This window comes from Nocardia sp. GP40, from assembly GCF_050434125.1.
In the GTDB taxonomy this organism is placed as follows: domain Bacteria; phylum Actinomycetota; class Actinomycetes; order Mycobacteriales; family Mycobacteriaceae; genus Nocardia; species Nocardia albiluteola.
The window spans coordinates 1-17770 of the sequence record NZ_JBNPVW010000014.1 but is presented as its reverse complement, the minus strand read 5'-3'; the positions used below and the strand labels follow the sequence as shown (position 1 = coordinate 17770).

Below are 17770 nucleotides of genomic sequence, written 5' to 3'. Positions count from 1 at the left end.
CACGGCACTGATCAATTCCGGGCCGGCGGTGGTGGCGCCGGCGAACGCGGCGCGTCAGCCCAGTTCGAGCGTGGTTACACCGAAAACCTTTTCCTGATAATGGTTTCGAACCGGCCCGGTGTACATGCGCGCGGTTTCGAAACTGGGTTGCAGGCCCGCCTCGTGCGCCAGGGCGACGGCGGGTTCGTTGCACAACGGCACGTCGATGGCCACCTCGGCCCCGTCCGCCAGCGCGGACAACAGCTCGCGCGCGTCCGCGGCGGTGTCGGCGAACAGCGGGCCGATGCGCGGGGAATCCCTTGCGGGACGGATGGTTCCGAATCCGGTGAGCGCGCCGTCGACAACGCGGACGACGGTGCGATGCGCCGGATCCGACAGCCAGGCGCCGAGCAGGGCGGGACGGTCGGCCGGGATGCACGAGGAGTCGTAGGTCCGCACGGTCGGGATATCGGCGGGACTCAGGGGGCGCACGGTGCCGTCCGGCGGCGCCAGCCGCGGCACACCCGCGAAACGTGCGGTGCGGTAAGCGAGTTCGAAGCCGCTGCGCCGATAGTTGTGCTGCTGGGCGACGACACCGTCGAGTCCCACGACCCGGGTACCGGCGTGCTCGAGCCCCGCCCGCCAGGTGGCCAGTCCCAGGCCGCGACCACGCAGGTCCGGACGCACGAGATAGAAACCCAGAAAGGCGAATTCGGGCCCGTAGTTGACCACCGAGACGGCGGTGGCGGGCTCCCCGTCCACACGCCCGAGGAAGAAACCGTCGGGGTCCTGGGCGAAGAATGCCGAGACGTCTCCCAGCCCCGGATTCCACCCCTCGTCCGCGGCCCACGCGACGATGGTCGCCCAATCATCCTGTGTGGCACGGTCGATGACCAACTCGGCGGGACACGCGGCATCCGGCATCCTTCAACAGTAATGAAGAACTGCCCCCGGGTAGGACAAGCCGGGCGGAGCGTCGTGCAGCGCGGGCTGCCGCGAACGCGCGGCAGCCACCCATCAGCTCGGCGAATTGGGCCGGGTCAGCCCCAGGTCGTAGGCCAGGATCACCGCCTGGATGCGGTCGCGAGCCCCGACCTTGGCCAGGACGCGGCCGACGTGGGTCTTGACGGTGGATTCGGAAAGCACCAGGCGCTCGGCGATCTCGCCGTTCGTCCAGCCCTGGCCGATGGCGACCAGGATTTCCCGTTCCCGATCGGTGAGTGCCAGCCAGCGCGGATCGTTGCCGCCCGGCGGTGCGGCCGGTTCCGCGGGCAGCTGCTGGGCATAGGCGTCGAGCAGGCGCCGGGTGAGCCTGGGGGCGATGACCGCGTCACCGCCCGCGACCGCGCGGATCCCGGCCAGGAGTTCCTCGGGATGCGCATCCTTGAGCAGGAACCCGCTGGCCCCGGCGCGCAGCGCTGCGTGCGCGTATTCGTCGAGGTCGAAGGTGGTCATGACGAGGATGCGGGAGCGACCCCCGGCGGCGACGATGCGCCGGGTGGCCTCGATGCCGTCCATGCCGGGCATGCGGATGTCCATCAGCACGACGTCGGGCCGGAACTCGGCGGCGGCGCGCACGGCCTCGGAGCCGTTGGCGGCCTCGCCGACCACCTCGGTCTCGGACGCGGCGTCGAGCAGCATGCGCAGGCCGTAGCGCTGCAGCGGCTGGTCGTCGACGATCAGGACGGTGATCACTGTTGTCCCCCTGCGGAATTCGGGTGTGGGTCGAGGTCCAGGACGGCCTCCACGGTCCAGCCGCCGCCGGCCGCGGGGCCCGCGGTCACGGTCCCGTCGTACAGCGCGGCGCGCTCGCGCATTCCGGCGAGTCCGTGGCCCTCCCCGGGGGAGCCGGGCCGGGTGCGGCCGTCGCGCGGCCCGGTGTCGTGGACGCGGATGCGCAGCCGGTCGCCGTCCGTGCCGACCGTGACGTCGGCCCGGCTGCCGGGGCCGACGTGCTTGAGGGTGTTCGTCAGCGCCTCCTGCACGATGCGGTAGGCCATCAGCTGCACGCCGCGATCGAGCCCGTCCAGCTCGCCGATGCTCTGGTAGACGACCTCCGTCCCCGCCGCCCGCACCCGGGCGTACAGCGCCGCGAGGTCGGCGATGCCGGGCTGCGGCTCGAGTTCGGGCGCGCTGTCCTGCTCGGGGCCGCGTTCGCGCAGGACCCCGAGCATGCGTCGCAGTTCGCCCAGCGCCTGCCGTCCGGCGTCACCGATCAGTAGCAGCGCCTCCCGGCCCCGCGCGGGATCGGACTGCGCGGCATACGCCCCACCGTCCGCCACGGTGATGATGACCGACAGGTTGTGGCCGATGATGTCGTGCATTTCCCGGGCCACCCGGGTGCGTTCGGTGGCGGTGGCCAGCCGGCTGCGCTGGTCGCGCTCGATTTCCAGCCGGGCCGCGCGCTCGCGCAGGGCGGCGAGCTGCGCCCGGCGCGACCGCACCGTCAACCCCAGGGCGACGGCCGCGGTCACGGTGCTGAGCAGGAAGAACAGCACCTCCAACCGGAGCACGGCGCCGGTCGCGACCCGGAGCGCGACGGGCACCAGCACCGCGGCGGCCACGGCACAGACCCACGGCAGGTGAGCCGGGCGGGCCCGCAGGGCCACGCTGTACAGCGCGATCAGCAGCGCGACATCCGCGCGCAGGCCCGCACCCAGCGACCACTGCAGCAGGAAAACCGCCGCGATCACCCCGAAGGCCGCCGACGGCGCGCGACGCCGCCACAGCAGCGGCAGCAGCAGTCCGGCCTGCAGCGCGAGGGTGACGGGTGCGGACAGCTGGGTGAGCACGATCTGCGGGTCGTGCGGTCCGCCGGAGTGCGCGGGCCCTCCGAAATCCGGCCCGCCGAAGATCAGGAAGACCACCGCGGTGAACGCGGCGTCGAAAATCCACGGGTGCGCCCGGTCCAACCGCCCCAGCCGCTGCCGCAGCCGGGCGAGCCGCGCGATGACCGGCGCGGCGAATCCCGGGATCGGCCAGGCGGCAAGCCCGGCCTCGGCGTCGGTGCCCATCGGTGTCACCCGTCCATCGTCTAGGAGAACTGTGCGTAGTAGAAACTGCCCGCGCCGCCGGCGCCCGGCCACCCACCCGCAGGCCGCGCCGGTAACAACCCGACACCGTCATTCGCGGCATCGGGCAAGGCCCGGTGCCGCGAATGCGAGTGTCGCCTCATGCGTCGGTACAAGCAGGCTCAGGCGTCCGTGCGTGCCAGGCGGTAGGCCGCCCCGCCCAGCGCCAGCGCCGTCCAGCCGAGGAAGACGAACAGTCCGGCCATCGGAGACAGCGCGTTCGCGTCGTGGTGCAGGGCGAACATCGCCTGTCCGGCATTGCTGGGCAGGAATTCGGAGACGTGGTTCTGCCAGCTGTGCGGCAGCAGCGAGACCAGGGTGGGAACCAGCAGCAGCGCGCCGATCAGCACCGCGACGCTGCCCGCCACCGACCGCATCAGCACGCCCAGGGCGGCGCCGATGACGCCGACCAGCGCCAGGTACAGCCCCGCTCCGAAGAGGCTGCGCAGCACCCCCGACTCCGTAATGGACTGCGCCGCAGGGGTTCCGGCGAGGAGGTAGTGGTCGATCAGGTAGGTGGCGAAGGCACCGGCCGTGCCGGCGACCAGCGCGACCACGCCGTAGACGGCCGCCTTGGACCACAGCACGGGCAGCCGGCGCGGAACCGCGGCCAGCGTCGAGCGGATCATGCCGGTCGAATACTCGCCCGCCACGATCAGCACCCCGAGCACCCCCAGCGCGAGTTCGGCGAAGTTGATCCCGAACAGCGACAGGCTCAGCACGGTGGATCCGATCCACTGCGCGTCCAGGCTCTGCCCGGAGTGCACCTTCGACTTGTATTGGATCGCCGCGATGACGCCGAAGCCCACCAGGAACACCAGCCCGAGGCCGAGCGTGATCCAGGTCGAGCGCAGCGACCACATTTTCGTCCACTCCGAGCGCAGTACGCGCGGTCCGGTCACCCGGTAGACGGGCCGGGCGGACCGCGCCGGGGCGGGTGTGGATGGTGTCGCGATGGTGGTAGTCATGCCGCCCTCCCGAGGGTGTCGATTCCGGTGTTGCCGTGGTACTCGACCGAATCCCGGGTCAGGTCCATGAAGGCCTGCTCGAGCGAGACGGTCCGTGCGGTCAGTTCGTAGAGTGCGATGCCGTGCGCTGCGGCCGTAGATCCGATTGCGCGCGCGGACAATCCGCTCACCTGCAGGGTCTCGGAGCCGGAGCGTCCGGTGATCTCCACGCCGGGCCCGGCCAGCACCTCCCGCAGCCGCACCGGATCCGCGCTGGCGACGGTGACAGCATTGCCACCGGCCTCGCGGACCAGGTCGGCCACGGTGGTGTCGGCCAGCAGCCGGCCGCGGCCGACGATGATGAGATGCTCTGCGACCAAGGCCATTTCGCTCATCAGATGCGAGGAGACGAAGACCGTGCGGCCCTCGGCGGCCAGCGTGGTGAGCAGGTTGCGGATCCACAGCACGCCCTCGGGATCCAGGCCGTTCACCGGCTCGTCGAGCATGACGGTGGCCGGATCGCCGAGCAGCGCGGCGGCGATGCCGAGCCGCTGTCCCATGCCCAGCGAGAAGCCTCCGGCCCGTTTGCCCGCCACGGCGCTCAGCCCGGTCAGCTCGATCACCTCGTCCACCCGGCGGCGCGGGATCCCGTGCGTCTGCGCCTGTGCCAGTAGATGATTGAAGGCCGACCGGCCGGGGTGGATCGACCGGGCCTCCAGCAGCGCGCCGACCTCCTGCAGCGGTGCGGCATGCTCGGCGTACCGGCGGCCGTTCACCGTGACCGAGCCGTCGCTCGGCGCGTCCAGGCCCACGATCATCCGCATCGTGGTCGATTTCCCCGCCCCGTTCGGCCCGAGGAATCCGGTCACGATTCCGGGCCGGACGGTGAAGTCCAGCCGGTCCACCGCGGTCCTGTCCCCATATCGCTTGGTCAGCCGATGTGCCTCGATCATCACTCGTCCCTGCGGTCACGCGGTCCGGCCGATCCGGGCTCGCCTCTGCATCCGACGGTAGGAGCGCGGGCGAGGCGATTCGTGGTACCGCGGAAGGAATTCCGGGGCGCGTGGTGGTACCGCGGTACGACCTCGACTCAGGGTTTGATGCACATTGCGCGGCCGTTGTCGGTACAGTGGCATCCGCTCGTATGAGGCGTGCGCATGTCACGGAGGTAGCACCGAGTGGGACGTCACCGGATGAAGTCGGAGTCAACGATCCGGCGTAAGTCAGTGATCGCATTGTCCGGACTGGTTCCCGGGGTGGTGTCCGTAACCGCCCTTGCCACACAGGCTTCGGCCGCCACGACCGCGCCAGAGGTCCGCATGGTGGCGCTACCCACCGGATCGAGCTCCGGTTCCGCCGACTCCGGATCGAGTTCCGGTTCTGCCGATTCCGGATCGTCGAGCGGGTCGAGCAACGCGAACATCCCGGGGATCGCCGCCACCGCATACAAGGTCGCCGCGTTCGAACTCTCCATGGACCAACCGCAGTGCCATATGCCCTGGCAGCTGCTCGCCGGTATCGGACGGGTCGAGTCCCATCACGCCGACAACGGGGACGTCGACATGTTCGGCACTACCCGGCGCGCGATCTACGGTCCGGCCCTGGACGGTACGTTGCCCGGCAACGAGATCGACCGCGCCGCGAGCGGCAAGTATCTCCGTGCCGAGGGTCCCATGCAGTTCATGCCCGCGACGTGGGCGCACTACGCCCGGCCGGGCAGCAACCCGCAGAATCTGTTCGACGCAGCCTACACCGCCGGAAACTACCTCTGCTCCGGCGGTCTCAACATGCAGGACCCGGCGCAGCGCACCCGAGCGATCCTGCGCTACAACCACTCCATGGATTACGTCAACCAGGTCAACGGCTGGGCCCGCAGCTACCAATAGCCCCGCCCGGATCCGGCCCTTCGCGGTCGAACCGATAGACCGAAGATCAACGGCCCGAAACCATCTCGGGCCGTTTGTCATGTGCACACCCGTCGATGACGGCCGTGTCGATTCGCCCGGACTTCCCCCGATCGGGGGAAGCGGAATTGCGACTTCCGGCCGACGTGTACGGGTATGGATTTCCGTACCGTCGAATGCGTTCGACAGGTTCATCTTCCCGTTGTCGTGGGGTGAATTCTGCTGTCCTGCAATCATATTCGACGGGAGGACCGGTGCTGTCCGCACTCGCGACTGGGCTCCGGACGCCGGATGTCCGGCGCAGGATTCTGTTCACGCTGAGCCTGCTCGCGCTGTTCCGTCTCGGCGCGACACTGCCGTCGCCGGGTGTGGACTACGCGGCGGTGCGCGACTGCATCGGCGCCGCCTCCGGCGGTAGTGCCGGCGGCATCTATCAGCTCATCAGTCTCGTGTCCGGCGGCGCACTGCTGCAGCTGTCGGTCTTCGCGATCGGCGTCGGGCCGTACATCACCGCGAGCATCATCACTCAGCTGCTGACCGTCGTGATCCCGCGGTTCGAGGCGTTGCGCCGCGAGGGCGAGTCCGGCCAAGCCAGGATCGCGCAGTACACCCGCTACCTGGCGATCGCGCTGGCGGTGCTGCAGGCCTCGACCGTGGTGGCGCTCGCCGCGCGCGGGCTGCTGTTGCGCGGCTGCCGCACGCATGTGCTGGCCGATTCCTCGCTGCCGGGGATGATCAGCATCGTGCTGGTGATGACCGCGGGGGCGGCGCTGGTGATGTGGTTCGGTGAACTGATCAGCGAGCGCGGCATCGGCAACGGCATGTCGCTGCTGATCTTCGCCGGCATCGCGGCGCAACTCCCGAGCCAGGGCAGGGCGATTCTGGACGCTCGGGGCGGGATCGTTTTCGCTGGGGCCTGCGTCGCGGTATTCCTGACGATGGTCGCGGTGATCTTCGTCGAGCAGGGCCAGCGCCGAATTCCGGTGCAGTACGCCAAGCGCATGGTCGGCCGCCGGATGTACGGAGGTTCGTCGACGTATCTACCGTTGAAGGTCAACCAGGCGGGCGTCATCCCGGTCGTCTCCGCCTCCTCGGTGCTCTACGTGCCGGGACTGATCGCGAAGTCGTTCCAGGGCTCGAGCCATCCGCCCGAGTGGCAGAAGCTGATTCAGGAATATCTGTCGAATCCGGACAGTCCGCTGTACGTCGCGGCGTATTTCGCGCTGATTCTGTTCTTCGCCTACTTCTACGTCGCGATCACCTTCGATCCGCACGAGCGAGCCGAGGAGATGAAGAAGTTCGGCGGCTTCCTTCCGGGATACCGTCCCGGCCCGGCGACCGCCGACCACCTGAGCCACGTGCTGAGCCGGATCACGCTACCGGGCTCGATCTATCTCGGTTGCGTTGCCGTGCTGCCCAAGCTGGTTCCGCTCGGCGCCGCCGGGGCGGCGCGGGGTCTCGCGTTCGGCGGCACCTCGGTACTGATCCTGGTGACCGTCGGCCTGGACACCCTGAAACAGCTGGAGAGTCGGGTGATGACCAAGAACTACACCGGATTCCTTCGCTGACAGGCCTTCCCGGCTTCGCTTCGGCGCACATGCCGGCCCGCTACGATCGGAGAACATGACCACGACGTCATCGACGCGCCCCCTCCTGCGGCTGGTGTCGTCGCTCGTGCTTGCGATCAGCGCCATGATGCTGGCAACGGGCAGCGCGATCGCCGAATCGCCGATCTCGGCATCGAATGAAGCCGCCGAACTCGACGTCGGTGCCGCTCGGCATGCAGCGATCTCGATACTGCTGACCGGCGAGCACGTACTGTTCCGCACCGGGCTGCACGCGGTGATCAACGGCCAGCCGGACATGCACTGTGTCGCCGAGATCGGCGACGGGGCGGCGGCAGCGGGGGAAATCCGGCGCCTGCGCCCCGATATCGTCCTGCTGGATCTGGACATGCCCGGACTCGACGATCCGGCGATCGACAGGATTGCGACCCTCGGCCATTCGACCCGCATCCTGACCCTGGCCACCTCCGGCAGCGATGAGAACCTATACCGCGCACTACGTCTCGGCGCGAGCGGCTTTCTCACCAAATCGCTGCCCGCGCTGGAACTGATCGAGGCCGTCCGCACCGCCGCCCGTGGCAACGCGCTGATCGACCCGCACCAGACGCGCCGCCTGATCACGCGACTGACCAACGGAATCGAGCCGTTTCCGGCCGCGCCGGAGATCGAAACACTGACCGCCCGTGAGCATCAGGTGCTGCTGCTGATCGCGCGGGCGTACACCAACCCGGAGATTGCTCGAGCCCTCGGCGTGGGCGAGCAGACGGTGAAGAGCCATGTCTCCAATTTGCTCACGAAACTCGGTGTGCGCGATCGGGTGCACGCCGCGGTGTACGCGCACACTCGCCGCATCGTTTCCCCGCATCCGGCGCCGGACACCTTGCCGGGCTAGCCGGGGTGCCGCGCGGATTCGGCTGCGTTATTTGTCATTCCAGATAGTGGTGCTGGTGCCGTCAATGCCTGGATGAGTCCGATGCCCGCGACGACCAAGGTCGGGCCGCGGCGACCAGGGCGCCGACGATGCAAAATTATCGGTGTGCGGGGTCGGTCGGGCGATCTGTCCAGCGGATATGTTCGGCCGCTGCGGGTTTCGTACCGCGAATCAGTGCACGAACGTGACGACGATGGCGGCCACGCAGATCGCGGCGACGATGGTCAGCGCGATCGCATCGCGTCGCCCCGGCTTGCTCGGGTAGGCGGTGAGCTGTCCGGTGCCACCGCGCGCGGTGATCGCCTCGCCGAGTTCCCCTGCGCGGCGGGTGGATACCGCCATCGTCGCGGTGAGGATGTCGACCAGCGGATTGTCGGTGGCCCGCTGGACCAGGCTGTCCTTGGGGCGCAGGCGGCGTGCGGCCCGCAGGATGCGCATCTCCTCGATCAGCAGCGGCAGCCCGCGCAGCGTCAGCGCGACCACCACCGCCCACTCGTCGACGGGCACCCGCAGCACACGCAGCGGCGCACCCAATTTCGCCAGGGCGGGCGCGATTTCGCCCATGGGCGTGGTCCAGGCGATCAGGAACGAGGTGACGATCATGATCAGCCCGAACGTCATCGTCAGCGCATACTGCAGGACCGCACCGCCCCCGGCCGGAATGTTGAGCACCGCACCGATGCCGAGCAGCGCCCAGAACTGCCAGGGCAGCCGGGGCAGTGTGCCCAGTGGCAGCCGCGCGACCAGGCCGATGACGATCAGGAACGCCACCACCATGCCGAGCACCGGCCAGGACGGCAGCAGCATCACGACCAGGTTGATCAGGAAGACCGCGATCACCTTCGTCCCGGCCCAGAGCCGGTGCACCGGACTCTGGACCGGCACCTCGCGCAACAGCACCATGGTCATTGTCCGGCTCCCGTCGTGCCGTGCGAAATCCGTTCTGCGGTCCGGTGTCTCATTGGTGACCTCCGGTCGCGTCGGGCCGGTGTAGGTCCAGCCGGGCAAGGGTGGGGGCGGAGGGCCGCGGGGAGTGCACGGCGGCGGGTTGCGTCGCGGTTTCCGGGATGCGGCCCGCGACCAGATGCACGGTGCGGTCGCACACCGCCGCCATGTCCTCTACATCGTGCGAGATGACGATCAGCGTCAGCCCCGAATCCCGCAGCCGGGCAAGCAGTTCCACCACCTCGGCGCGGCCCGCCGGATCCAGCCCGGCCAGTGGTTCGTCGAGCACCACCACCTGCGGGCGGCTCGCCACGATCGCCGCGAGCACCACGCGCTTGGCCTGGCCACCGGACAGTTCCTCGATCGAGCGGGAGGCCACCGTGCGGTCCAATCCGACCGCGTCCAGCGCCTTTCCGACCGCGGCCGATCCGGTGCCCTGACCGCCCCAGTCCTCGATCTCCGTGGCGACGGTCTGGCGCTGCAGCTGCAGGCGCGAATGCTGGAAGGCCAGCGCCACCGCGCCGATCCGCTTGGCGACAGGCCGCGTGCCCGCGTAATCGCGCAGCTCGCAACGGCCCTCAGTCGGGTCGACGAGTCCGGCCATGATCCAGGCCAGCGTCGACTTGCCGGATCCGTTGCCGCCCACGATCAGCAGCGCCTCGCCGCGCCGGACGGTCAGGTCGACGCTGTGTAGGGCCGTTGCGGCCCAGGGGGTTCCGCGGTTGTAGGTGTGCCGGACGCCGGTCAGCTCCAGCAGCGGATCGCCCATCGGGCGGCTGCGCTCGTCGCGTGCCGGCCGCGGCCAGGCGGGCAGCCGGTCCACCTGCCGTCCGCCGGACAGATGGATCACCCGGTCCGCCGCGGCCGCGTCGGCCTCGTGATGGGTGACCAGGACCACCGCCATCGGGTGCCGCCTGGGCAGTTCGGACAGCAGCGCGACCAGTTCCCGGCGGCCGTCGGGGTCGATCATCGAGGTCGCCTCGTCGGCGATGAGCAGTGCGGGCCGCCGGGCCAGCGCCGCGGCCACGGCCAGACGCTGCTGCTGGCCACCCGACAGCGTCGCGGTCTCGGTCTTGCCCATGCCGGCGAGCCCGACCTCGCCCAGCATCGATTCGATGTCGACCCGGTCGGCGAGCTCCGGCGGCAGGCCCCACACCACGTCGTCCGCGACCTGCACGCCGAGGGTCTGGCTCTCGGGCCGCTGCAGCACCAGCGCGGTGCCGCCGAGCATGCCCAGTCCGGCCGAACCGGGCCGCTCCACCGTGCCGCCCGTGGGCGGGCGCCCGGCAAGCAGCCTGGTCAGCGTGGATTTGCCTGAGCCGTTGTGCCCGACCACCGCCACGAATTCGCCGACTCGGATGGTGAGATCGATCTCGCGCAGGGCCTCGGCGCGCGCCCCCGGATAGCGGAACGAGGCCCGGTGCAGCGTGACCGGCAGCGGCTCGACGGGCCGCGGGTCCGGCGGGGCGGCCAGCTGATCGCGGCCGGGCAGCCAGGTCAGCCGGTCCAGGACCGAGCCGAGCGCGAACCACGAGAACACCGCCGTCGCGATGACTCCGACGGCCACACCGGCCGCGATGTAGACCCACCACCAGTGCAGGACCAGATCGGTGATCGTCCCGATGGTGTGGCTCACCCCGTGCAGTTTCGGCTGGCGATCGATGATCTTCTGCACGCCCTCGGAGGTATTGCGGATGGTCCGGAACAGCAGTTCCCGTGCCTTCGAGAACACCAGCAGGAACCCCACCGATATCACCGACCACGCCAGCCCGGCCAGCACGGACAGCCCCACCACCGCCGGAAGTCCGCCGCGCCGCCGCTTGACGATCCCGACGATGCCGCCGATCGTAGCCATGGACACCGTCGTGAAGGCGGGTAGCAGCCCGGCGACGACGAAGGTGACCAGGCTGGCCGCCACGGTCGCGGTGAACAGCGTCCGCAGCCGGTACCGATGCGCGAGCAACCCCAGCGGCACGGCCGCGATCAGATTCAGCGCCGCGGCGATCGGAACCACTGTCCCGACCACCACCAACCCGACCGTCACCCCGGCCAGCACCGCCCCGGTCGCAAGCTCGATCGGCCGCAACGGACCTTCGCCGATGCGCGGGCGGTCGCTGTCTGCTGGTAGAGCGGTCACGCGTTCAAGTCTGCCAGTTCCACTCGAGTCGGGTTCGGGGCGAGTGCGCGGGGGCGGATTGGCTGTGGGCCTAGTAGGGCTGCAGGGACGACGGCTGTGCGGCAGGCACGGCGTCTGGCGTCACAGCACGATCTCGGCCAGGCGGTCGACCTGATCAGGATCTGTGCCGTAGCAGTAGAGCATGACCTCATCGGCGCCGAGATCCTCGAATTGCCGGATAGCGGAACGGATCTGGTCCGTTGTGGTGAGCATGCCGTCGGCCATGTAATCGGCGCGGCCGCTGAACTCGTAATAGTCCAGGATGGCGCGGCGGGCCCGTTCGATCAGTGGCTGCGGGCCCACGACCGTGTTCAGCTGGGCAACGATTCGCGGCGATCCGGACCGGCCGTGCTCGCACCAGGACTTGCGGGCCAGATCGATGAGGTTGCCGGCCCAGGACGGCGCGGCGGCCGCCAGCAGCCCACCACCCCAGCGGCCGACGCGGTCGATGGCGGCGGGCCGGAAGCCGCCGAACAGCAGCTCGGGACCGCCGGACGTGCGGGGTGCGGGACCGATGGGACCGCAACTATCGCTGAACCGCTCACCGGACCACAGGCGTTGCATCACACTGAGCTGCTGATCCAGGCGGCGGCCGCGCTCGTGCATATCGGTACCGCTGGCCTCGTGGTCGTCCTCGCGACCGCCGACACCGAGGCCGAGCACAAAACGGCCGCCGGACATCAGATCCAGCGTGGCGGCCTGCTTGGCCAGCAGCGCAGGATCGCGCAGCGGTGCGATCAACACCTCGGTCTGTATCCGGATCCGGCTGGTGGCGCCGGCGAGCATCGCCAGCGTGACCAGCGGTTCCGGATTGTCGTAAACAAGGCGGTCGAGCAGGCCGAGCGTCGAGAACCCGGTGGCTTCGGCGCGGCGAGCCCATTCGGGCAGCGCACTGGGATCGGCAATGGGCAGGCCGAGACCGATATGCATGAAATCCTCCGTAGAAGTTGGGCGTGCGTCATCACGTCGCCCACCCCACGCCTCCTCAGATGAGGCGGGTCTCCCACTCTGCGACTGTCTTTCCTGGAGAGCACCTATCGGGTTGCGGTCACGGTACGACGTCCGCGACCCAGCTCGCAACTCGCCTCGGCCCCACTGCTATCGGCGCGCGCCTCCCCGGCCGGGCCCCAGTCCCTCGGCCGGCGCACGATCCGCCCACTGCCTCGTTCAGGTCGAAGGCCCGATCACCCGAGCCCTCGAAAGGCTGTGCCGCGCAACTCGATAACCGCTAATCGTCGAGCGCAGAACGCAGATTCTCCGCAGCGCCATAGATGTAACGCCCCACCGCGGCTACATCATCGGGAACCACCGAGATCGATTGCCCCGCTGCAGAATTACCCCCGTCATCTCCCATGGCTACTTACGGTAGCAGCCAGCCTCGGCGTTCGGCGGATGACGGCGGCGCTCTCGGAAACAGCCAGAGCCGCGATTACATCCACGGGTGGCCGGGCAAGACCAGAGTCGATGATCTGGACGGATTCACCTGTCCGAAAGCCGTTTCCGGTCGCGCGGAACTTAGCCGGCGGATCGGGTCCGGTGGTCTGCTTGCCGGGGGGCGCTGCGGCAGGCGACGAGGACGGCGAGTACCCCCAGCATGGTTGTGAGGGTCAGTAGTCCCGTATTCATGGTGGCCGCGGCGGCGACGGCGCCGACGAGCAGCGGCCCGCCCGCGTCGCCGAGTTCGCGTCCGAGTTCGGCGGCACCCATGGTTTGGCCCAGGCGTTCGGGTGGGCTGGTCGCGGCCAGGTGGGCGAAGCCGAGGGGTGTGATAAGCCCAGTGCCCGTTCCGATCAGCACGGCAGCGAGCATGATGCCCGCGATTCCCGGTAGGAGGGCGGCCACCGCGATTCCTGTCGCGGCCAAGCCCAACCCGGCCGCCATGCCGGTGCGGTCGCGCAGACGCCCGGCGTCTCGGGCGCGTCCCGCCCGCGGCTGGACCAGTGCCGCCGTGGCGGCGAGCAGCGAGACGACGACACCGGTCTCGAGGGGGCCCAGTCCGTGCCGGGCCCCGATCGCGGGCAGAAAGCCGACCCCGGTGGCGAGGGCGGCGGTGGCTCCGGCCAGGGCCGCGGTGGGACGCAGGAATGCTCCGCCGGTGAGCCGGCGGGCCAGATCCAGCACGGTCTGGCGGGTTTTCGGCAACACCTCGACGGCGGGCACGGCCAGCGCGGCCCACACCGCAACTGCCGCAGCGAGTGCCGCCAGGGCGGTGAACAGCAGTCGGTAACCGCCGAGGGTGACCAGCAATCCACCGAGCACAGGGCCCAGCGCGTAGCCCGCGCCCTTCCACGCGCCATAGCTTCCGAACGTCCGGCCGTGCCCGGTCGCGGGTGTGAGACGGGCGACCAACGCCGAGGCCGCCGGGGAAAACGCGGCCGCGGCCGCGCCCTGAGCGAAGCGCGCGACCCCGACCAGTCCGGGATTGCCCGCCACCACGAACGCCGCGGACGCGAGCGCGAACGCCACCAGCCCGCCCAGCAGTACCCGGCGCGGGCCGACGCGATCCGCGAGCGCTCCGAAGACCGGTTTGAGCAGCACTTCCGCACCGTCGTAGACCGCCAGCAGCGCACCCAGTGCGAGCAGGCTCGCGTGTTCGGCCGCGGTGAAACCGGCCAGGCTCGCGGCAATGCTGTGCGCACCGAACGCGGTGACGAATCCGGCCGCATACAGCGGCAGCAGTCGTGGCCGGCGCGGGCCGGTCGATTCATCGGGGGTAGCGCTCACCATGAGCTCACCGCAGCTACCATCCGCGCGGGATCGCGGTCACTGCGGGCGATCCACCGTCCGGCCGGCAGCAGCGCCGCGAACAGCACGACTCCGTAGTTGGCGTACCCCGGCACAATCGGATGCGGCCAGGGGGTGTCGCGGGCGAAGTCGTTGATGCCGTGGAAGATTCGCGTGTCCGGGCTCACTGTGGTCTTTCCGGTCTCGGTGGTGGTCACATCTGGTGCAGGGCCGCGAAGACCCGCTCGGTGTAGTCGGCCAGCCGCTCGGTGCAGTGCTCGAGCTGCCCGGCGGCCTCGGCGGCGGCGGGAGCGCCGAACACGTCGCGGGCCTTGATGTCGCGGTGCCAGCGGCGTAGTCGTTCCAGGCTCTGCTCTTCCTCCTCGAGTTCGGCCATGGTGAATTTCGCCTTCGCGATCTCCTTGTCGATCTCGGCGTCGAATCCCGCGCAGTCGGAGAGGAATTCGGCCCATTCCTCGCTGCGCTCGGCGGTGAACAGCGCCTCGAGACGGGCGGAGTCGGGCTCCTCGCGTCCGGCGGCATCGAGCACCAGGACCTCGCCCTCGCCGCGGCGCGCCAGCTCGATCACTTTGGTAACGCCCTCGGCGAACACGGGCACGTCCGGCACGACCCACACGCCCTGCCCGATCTGCAGCGCACCGACCCGGCGCAGCTCGCGCCACACCGCAACCCGATGCCGCGACGGTTCGGTCGGCACCCGCACCACCAGCACCAGCCAGCGCACACCGGCGCCCCGATTGTCTGTCACGGATTGAAATGTAACAGCAGTTACTTATGAGAAGGTAGCGTTCGGTTCAATATTGGGTGCGATGGCGTGCAGCGGCGCTCAGCTTGCGGTTTCGGGCCGGTCGGACAACCCGAGGCGCAGGTGTTCGCTGTGGTAAACCGCTTCGTCCAGGAGTTGAGCGACGTGGTTGTCGTACAGGCTGTAGACGATGGAGCGGCCGGCGCGGGTGCCGGTCACCAGGCCCAGGTTGCGCAGCAACCGGAGCTGATGGGAGACCGCGGACTGCTCCATACCGACCGCTTCTGCCAGGTCGGTGACCGGGCGCGGGCCGTGGCGCAGCTCGGTCAGGATCAGCAACCTGCTCGGGGTGGCCAGAGCCTGCAGAGTGGTCGCGACGTGGGCGGCGGATTCGGCATCCAGCCGCGCGGCGGGGCGGTCGCGGCCCTCGATCCCGTGTCCCATACCTGCGCAGCCTACCCCCCAGCAGACACATGAAGACATGTTCATGTCTTCTGTTATGGTGGGTCGAGTCCGTCGAAATGCACATGTGGAGGTGACTCGTGGTCGCGCCGACCCTCGCGCCCAATCGCTCGGTCCCGGCTGCCGACCGGGTACCTGCGCGCCGCACGAGGCTGTTTACGCTGCCCGAGATTCGCTGGGCGGTAATGGCTTTGGTCTTGTTCTCGGTCGGTCTGGCCGCACAGCTCGCCGGTGTGCCGCAGGGGATCTGGTGGGCGTTGTATCTGGCCTGTTATGCCGCGGGCGGCTGGGAGCCCGGCCTGGCCGGGCTGCAAGCGCTGCGCGAGAAGACCCTGGACGTGGATTTGCTGATGGTCGTCGCGGCGATCGGTGCGGCGTCGATCGGGCAGATCACCGACGGTGCGCTGCTGATCGTCATCTTTGCCACCTCCGGCGCGCTGGAGGCCTTGGCGACCGCCCGTACGGAGGACTCGGTGCGCGGGCTGCTGGACCTGGCCCCGGACACCGCCACCCGCATCGACGCCGTCGGAAAAGAGACGACGGTGCCCGCGGCCGACCTCGGGGTCGGTGACGAACTCGTAGTGCGCCCGGGTGAACGGATTCCCGCCGACGCCACCGTGATCGGCGGCGGGAGCGAGGTCGACCAGGCCACCATCACCGGCGAACCGCTGCCGGTGGACAAGGCCCGCGGTGACGAGGTGTTCGCGGGCACGATCAACGGCACCGGCGCGCTGCGTCTGCGGGTGGACCGCCGCGCCGAAGACTCCGTCGTGGCCCGCATCGCCACCCTGGTCGAGCAGGCCAGCCGGACCAAGGCCCGCACCCAGCTGTTCATCGAGAAGGTCGAACAGCGCTACTCGGTCGGCATGGTGGCGGTCACCCTGGCCGTGTTCCTCGTGCCGCTGCTGCTGGGCGACCCGCTACAGCGAGCTCTGCTGCGAGCGATGACATTCATGATCGTCGCCTCTCCCTGCGCGGTAGTCCTCGCGACCATGCCACCGCTGCTGGCGGCGATCGCGAACGCGGGCCGCCACGGCGTGCTCGTCAAATCCGCGGTCGTGATGGAACAACTCGGCGCCACCACCCGTATTGCGTTCGACAAGACCGGCACCCTGACCCGCGGCACCCCCGAACTCGCCGAAATCCGCACTCTCGACACGCAATTCGACGACGACGAACTGCTGCGGTACGCCGCCGCGGCCGAACACCCCAGCGAACACCCCCTCGCCGCGGCGATCGTGCGCGCCGCGCGCGCACACGGCCTGGATCTGCCCGCAGTCGAGGAGTTCACCGCCCAACCCGGTCGCGGAGTCAGCGCCCTGGTCGGCGACCGCTTCATCGGTGTGGGATCCCCCGCCACGCTGCTGCCCGCCGCCGACGGCAGCGCCGAGTCCGCCGCGGTGGAGGCGCTGGAGGCGCGTGGCTATACCGCGGTGATCGTCACCTGCGAGCAGCGTCCGGTCGGTGTCCTGGCGCTCAGCGATCAACTGCGCGGCGAGGCCGCCGCCGCGGTGACCGCCGCCGCCGCGCTCACCAGCGCCGGGCCGGTGCTACTGACCGGCGACAACCCCGCCACCGCCCACCGGCTGGCCGAACAGGTCGGTATCACCGATGTGCGGGCCGGGCTGCTGCCCGAGGACAAGGTCGGCGCCGTACAGCAACTGCAAGCCGACGGTGCCAAGATCGCGATGGTCGGCGACGGCATCAACGACGCTCCCGCCCTGGCCGTCGCGCACGCAGGGATCGCGATGGGCGGCGCCGGATCGGACCTGACCCTGCAGACCGCCGACGCGGTCGTGGTCCGCGACGACCTCACCGCCATCCCCACCGTCATCAACCTCTCCCGCCGCGCCCGCCGCGTGGTCATCGCCAATCTGATCATCGCCGCGACCTTTATCGGCGTGCTCGTGATCTGGGACCTGGCAGGCACACTGCCACTGCCGCTGGGCGTGGCAGGACACGAAGGCTCCACGGTCATCGTCGGCCTCAACGGCCTGCGGCTGCTGCGCGCTGCCGCCTGGCGCTGCGCCGCTCGCCTCGGTTGACCAACCGGCACACGCGGCGGCTCGCGAACACCCCACCCCGCACCCGGTGACCCCGAACCACCTTCTTCGACGCAGTCCCACAACCTTTTTCGTGCGGAGGCCGCCTGGTGGATTCCGGAGACAAGGCGCGGGAGTAGCCGTCGGCCCGGCTGTGATGGGCCTAGATGCTGCCCGCGTTCCGGAATCCGCCCTGATCGAACCGGCCCGCACGGGCCGGGTACCTACCGAGAGTCACGCGGGGGTTGACGAAAATAT

General features: G+C 69.7%; 17 protein-coding genes. 4 read left to right on the top strand and 13 right to left on the bottom strand.

Annotated elements, in window-relative coordinates; all coding sequences use genetic code 11:
- Positions 1–54 precede the first annotated feature (54 nt).
- The 6 genes from ABH933_RS33945 to ABH933_RS33920 form a co-directional block, all read right to left on the bottom strand.
- Positions 55–903 carry a GNAT family N-acetyltransferase gene (locus tag ABH933_RS33945; protein ID WP_429423806.1) on the bottom strand — a complete coding sequence of 283 codons (849 nt, stop codon included), beginning with the start codon at positions 901–903 and terminating at the stop codon, positions 55–57.
- A gap of 93 nt (positions 904–996) precedes the next feature.
- Positions 997–1674 carry a response regulator gene (locus ABH933_RS33940; protein WP_429423805.1) on the bottom strand — a complete coding sequence of 226 codons (678 nt, stop codon included), beginning with the start codon at positions 1672–1674 and terminating at the stop codon, positions 997–999.
- Positions 1671–2993 (bottom strand): sensor histidine kinase, encoded by a 1323-nt coding sequence (locus tag ABH933_RS33935; protein WP_429424043.1) that lies wholly within the window; start codon positions 2991–2993, stop codon positions 1671–1673. Before ABH933_RS33935 ends, ABH933_RS33940 begins: the two co-directional genes overlap by 4 nt.
- Before the next feature lie 179 nt (positions 2994–3172).
- Positions 3173–4018 (bottom strand): hypothetical protein, encoded by an 846-nt coding sequence (locus tag ABH933_RS33930; protein WP_429423804.1) that lies wholly within the window; start codon positions 4016–4018, stop codon positions 3173–3175.
- On the bottom strand, positions 4015–4950 hold the full coding sequence (locus ABH933_RS33925) for an ABC transporter ATP-binding protein (RefSeq protein ID WP_429423803.1): 936 nt from the start codon (positions 4948–4950) through the stop codon (positions 4015–4017). The genes ABH933_RS33930 and ABH933_RS33925 overlap by 4 nt, the downstream gene beginning before the upstream one ends.
- A 233-nt stretch (positions 4951–5183) precedes the next feature.
- Positions 5184–5438, bottom strand: coding sequence for a hypothetical protein (locus tag ABH933_RS33920; RefSeq protein ID WP_429423802.1), 255 nt, complete (start codon positions 5436–5438; stop codon positions 5184–5186).
- Positions 5439–5469: 31 nt separating this feature from the next.
- On the opposite strand from ABH933_RS33920, the gene ABH933_RS33915 reads away from it, so the two are divergent.
- From ABH933_RS33915 to ABH933_RS33905, 3 genes are all read left to right on the top strand, one after another.
- Positions 5470–5883, top strand: a complete 414-nt coding sequence (locus tag ABH933_RS33915; protein ID WP_429423801.1) for a lytic transglycosylase domain-containing protein — start codon at positions 5470–5472, stop codon at positions 5881–5883.
- A 272-nt stretch (positions 5884–6155) separates the two neighbouring features.
- Complete coding sequence (gene secY / locus ABH933_RS33910; RefSeq protein ID WP_429423800.1) at positions 6156–7469, top strand: preprotein translocase subunit SecY; 1314 nt, start codon at positions 6156–6158, stop codon at positions 7467–7469.
- A gap of 55 nt (positions 7470–7524) precedes the next feature.
- Positions 7525–8358: a LuxR C-terminal-related transcriptional regulator gene (locus ABH933_RS33905; protein ID WP_429423799.1), complete on the top strand. Its 834-nt coding sequence runs from the start codon at positions 7525–7527 to the stop codon at positions 8356–8358.
- Positions 8359–8568: 210 nt separating this feature from the next.
- On the opposite strand, the gene ABH933_RS33900 is transcribed toward ABH933_RS33905, so the two are convergent.
- The 7 genes from ABH933_RS33900 to ABH933_RS33870 all read right to left on the bottom strand — a co-directional run bounded on the left by ABH933_RS33900 (position 8569) and on the right by ABH933_RS33870 (position 15452).
- On the bottom strand, positions 8569–9306 hold the full coding sequence (locus ABH933_RS33900) for an energy-coupling factor transporter transmembrane component T family protein (protein WP_429423798.1): 738 nt from the start codon (positions 9304–9306) through the stop codon (positions 8569–8571).
- Between the two features lie 49 nt (positions 9307–9355).
- On the bottom strand, positions 9356–11479 hold the full coding sequence (locus tag ABH933_RS33895) for an ATP-binding cassette domain-containing protein (protein ID WP_429423797.1): 2124 nt from the start codon (positions 11477–11479) through the stop codon (positions 9356–9358).
- A 120-nt stretch (positions 11480–11599) separates the two neighbouring features.
- The gene (locus ABH933_RS33890; protein WP_429423796.1) at positions 11600–12448 is read right to left on the bottom strand and encodes an LLM class flavin-dependent oxidoreductase; all 849 of its coding nucleotides are present in this window, start codon (positions 12446–12448) and stop codon (positions 11600–11602) included.
- A 585-nt stretch (positions 12449–13033) separates the two neighbouring features.
- Positions 13034–14245, bottom strand: a complete 1212-nt coding sequence (locus ABH933_RS33885; protein ID WP_429423795.1) for an MFS transporter — start codon at positions 14243–14245, stop codon at positions 13034–13036.
- Positions 14239–14460, bottom strand: coding sequence for a hypothetical protein (locus tag ABH933_RS33880; RefSeq protein ID WP_429423794.1), 222 nt, complete (start codon positions 14458–14460; stop codon positions 14239–14241). Before ABH933_RS33880 ends, ABH933_RS33885 begins: the two co-directional genes overlap by 7 nt.
- The gene (locus tag ABH933_RS33875) at positions 14457–15011 is read right to left on the bottom strand and encodes a Chromate resistance protein ChrB (protein ID WP_429423793.1); all 555 of its coding nucleotides are present in this window, start codon (positions 15009–15011) and stop codon (positions 14457–14459) included. The genes ABH933_RS33880 and ABH933_RS33875 overlap by 4 nt, the downstream gene beginning before the upstream one ends.
- A 78-nt stretch (positions 15012–15089) precedes the next feature.
- Positions 15090–15452 (bottom strand): ArsR/SmtB family transcription factor, encoded by a 363-nt coding sequence (locus ABH933_RS33870; protein WP_215916212.1) that lies wholly within the window; start codon positions 15450–15452, stop codon positions 15090–15092.
- A 98-nt stretch (positions 15453–15550) separates the two neighbouring features.
- Here ABH933_RS33870 and ABH933_RS33865 point away from each other — a divergent pair, with 98 nt between their 5' ends.
- Positions 15551–17515 (top strand): heavy metal translocating P-type ATPase, encoded by a 1965-nt coding sequence (locus tag ABH933_RS33865; RefSeq protein ID WP_429423792.1) that lies wholly within the window; start codon positions 15551–15553, stop codon positions 17513–17515.
- The last annotated feature ends 255 nt before the right edge of the window (positions 17516–17770 follow it).

What these genes read in the sequence shown, in the direction of transcription:
- ABH933_RS33885 (WP_429423795.1), bottom strand. Translation starts at nt 14,245, where the DNA reads ATGGTGAGCGCTACCCCCGATGAATCGACCGGCCCGCGCCGGCCACGA.
- ABH933_RS33905 (WP_429423799.1), top strand. Translation starts at nt 7,525, where the DNA reads ATGACCACGACGTCATCGACGCGCCCCCTCCTGCGGCTGGTGTCGTCG.
- ABH933_RS33900 (WP_429423798.1), bottom strand. Translation starts at nt 9,306, where the DNA reads ATGACCATGGTGCTGTTGCGCGAGGTGCCGGTCCAGAGTCCGGTGCAC.
- ABH933_RS33915 (WP_429423801.1), top strand. Translation starts at nt 5,470, where the DNA reads ATGGACCAACCGCAGTGCCATATGCCCTGGCAGCTGCTCGCCGGTATC.
- ABH933_RS33935 (WP_429424043.1), bottom strand. Translation starts at nt 2,993, where the DNA reads ATGGGCACCGACGCCGAGGCCGGGCTTGCCGCCTGGCCGATCCCGGGA.
- ABH933_RS33945 (WP_429423806.1), bottom strand. Translation starts at nt 903, where the DNA reads ATGCCGGATGCCGCGTGTCCCGCCGAGTTGGTCATCGACCGTGCCACA.
- ABH933_RS33930 (WP_429423804.1), bottom strand. Translation starts at nt 4,018, where the DNA reads ATGACTACCACCATCGCGACACCATCCACACCCGCCCCGGCGCGGTCC.
- ABH933_RS33925 (WP_429423803.1), bottom strand. Translation starts at nt 4,950, where the DNA reads ATGATCGAGGCACATCGGCTGACCAAGCGATATGGGGACAGGACCGCG.
- ABH933_RS33870 (WP_215916212.1), bottom strand. Translation starts at nt 15,452, where the DNA reads ATGGGACACGGGATCGAGGGCCGCGACCGCCCCGCCGCGCGGCTGGAT.
- ABH933_RS33890 (WP_429423796.1), bottom strand. Translation starts at nt 12,448, where the DNA reads ATGCATATCGGTCTCGGCCTGCCCATTGCCGATCCCAGTGCGCTGCCC.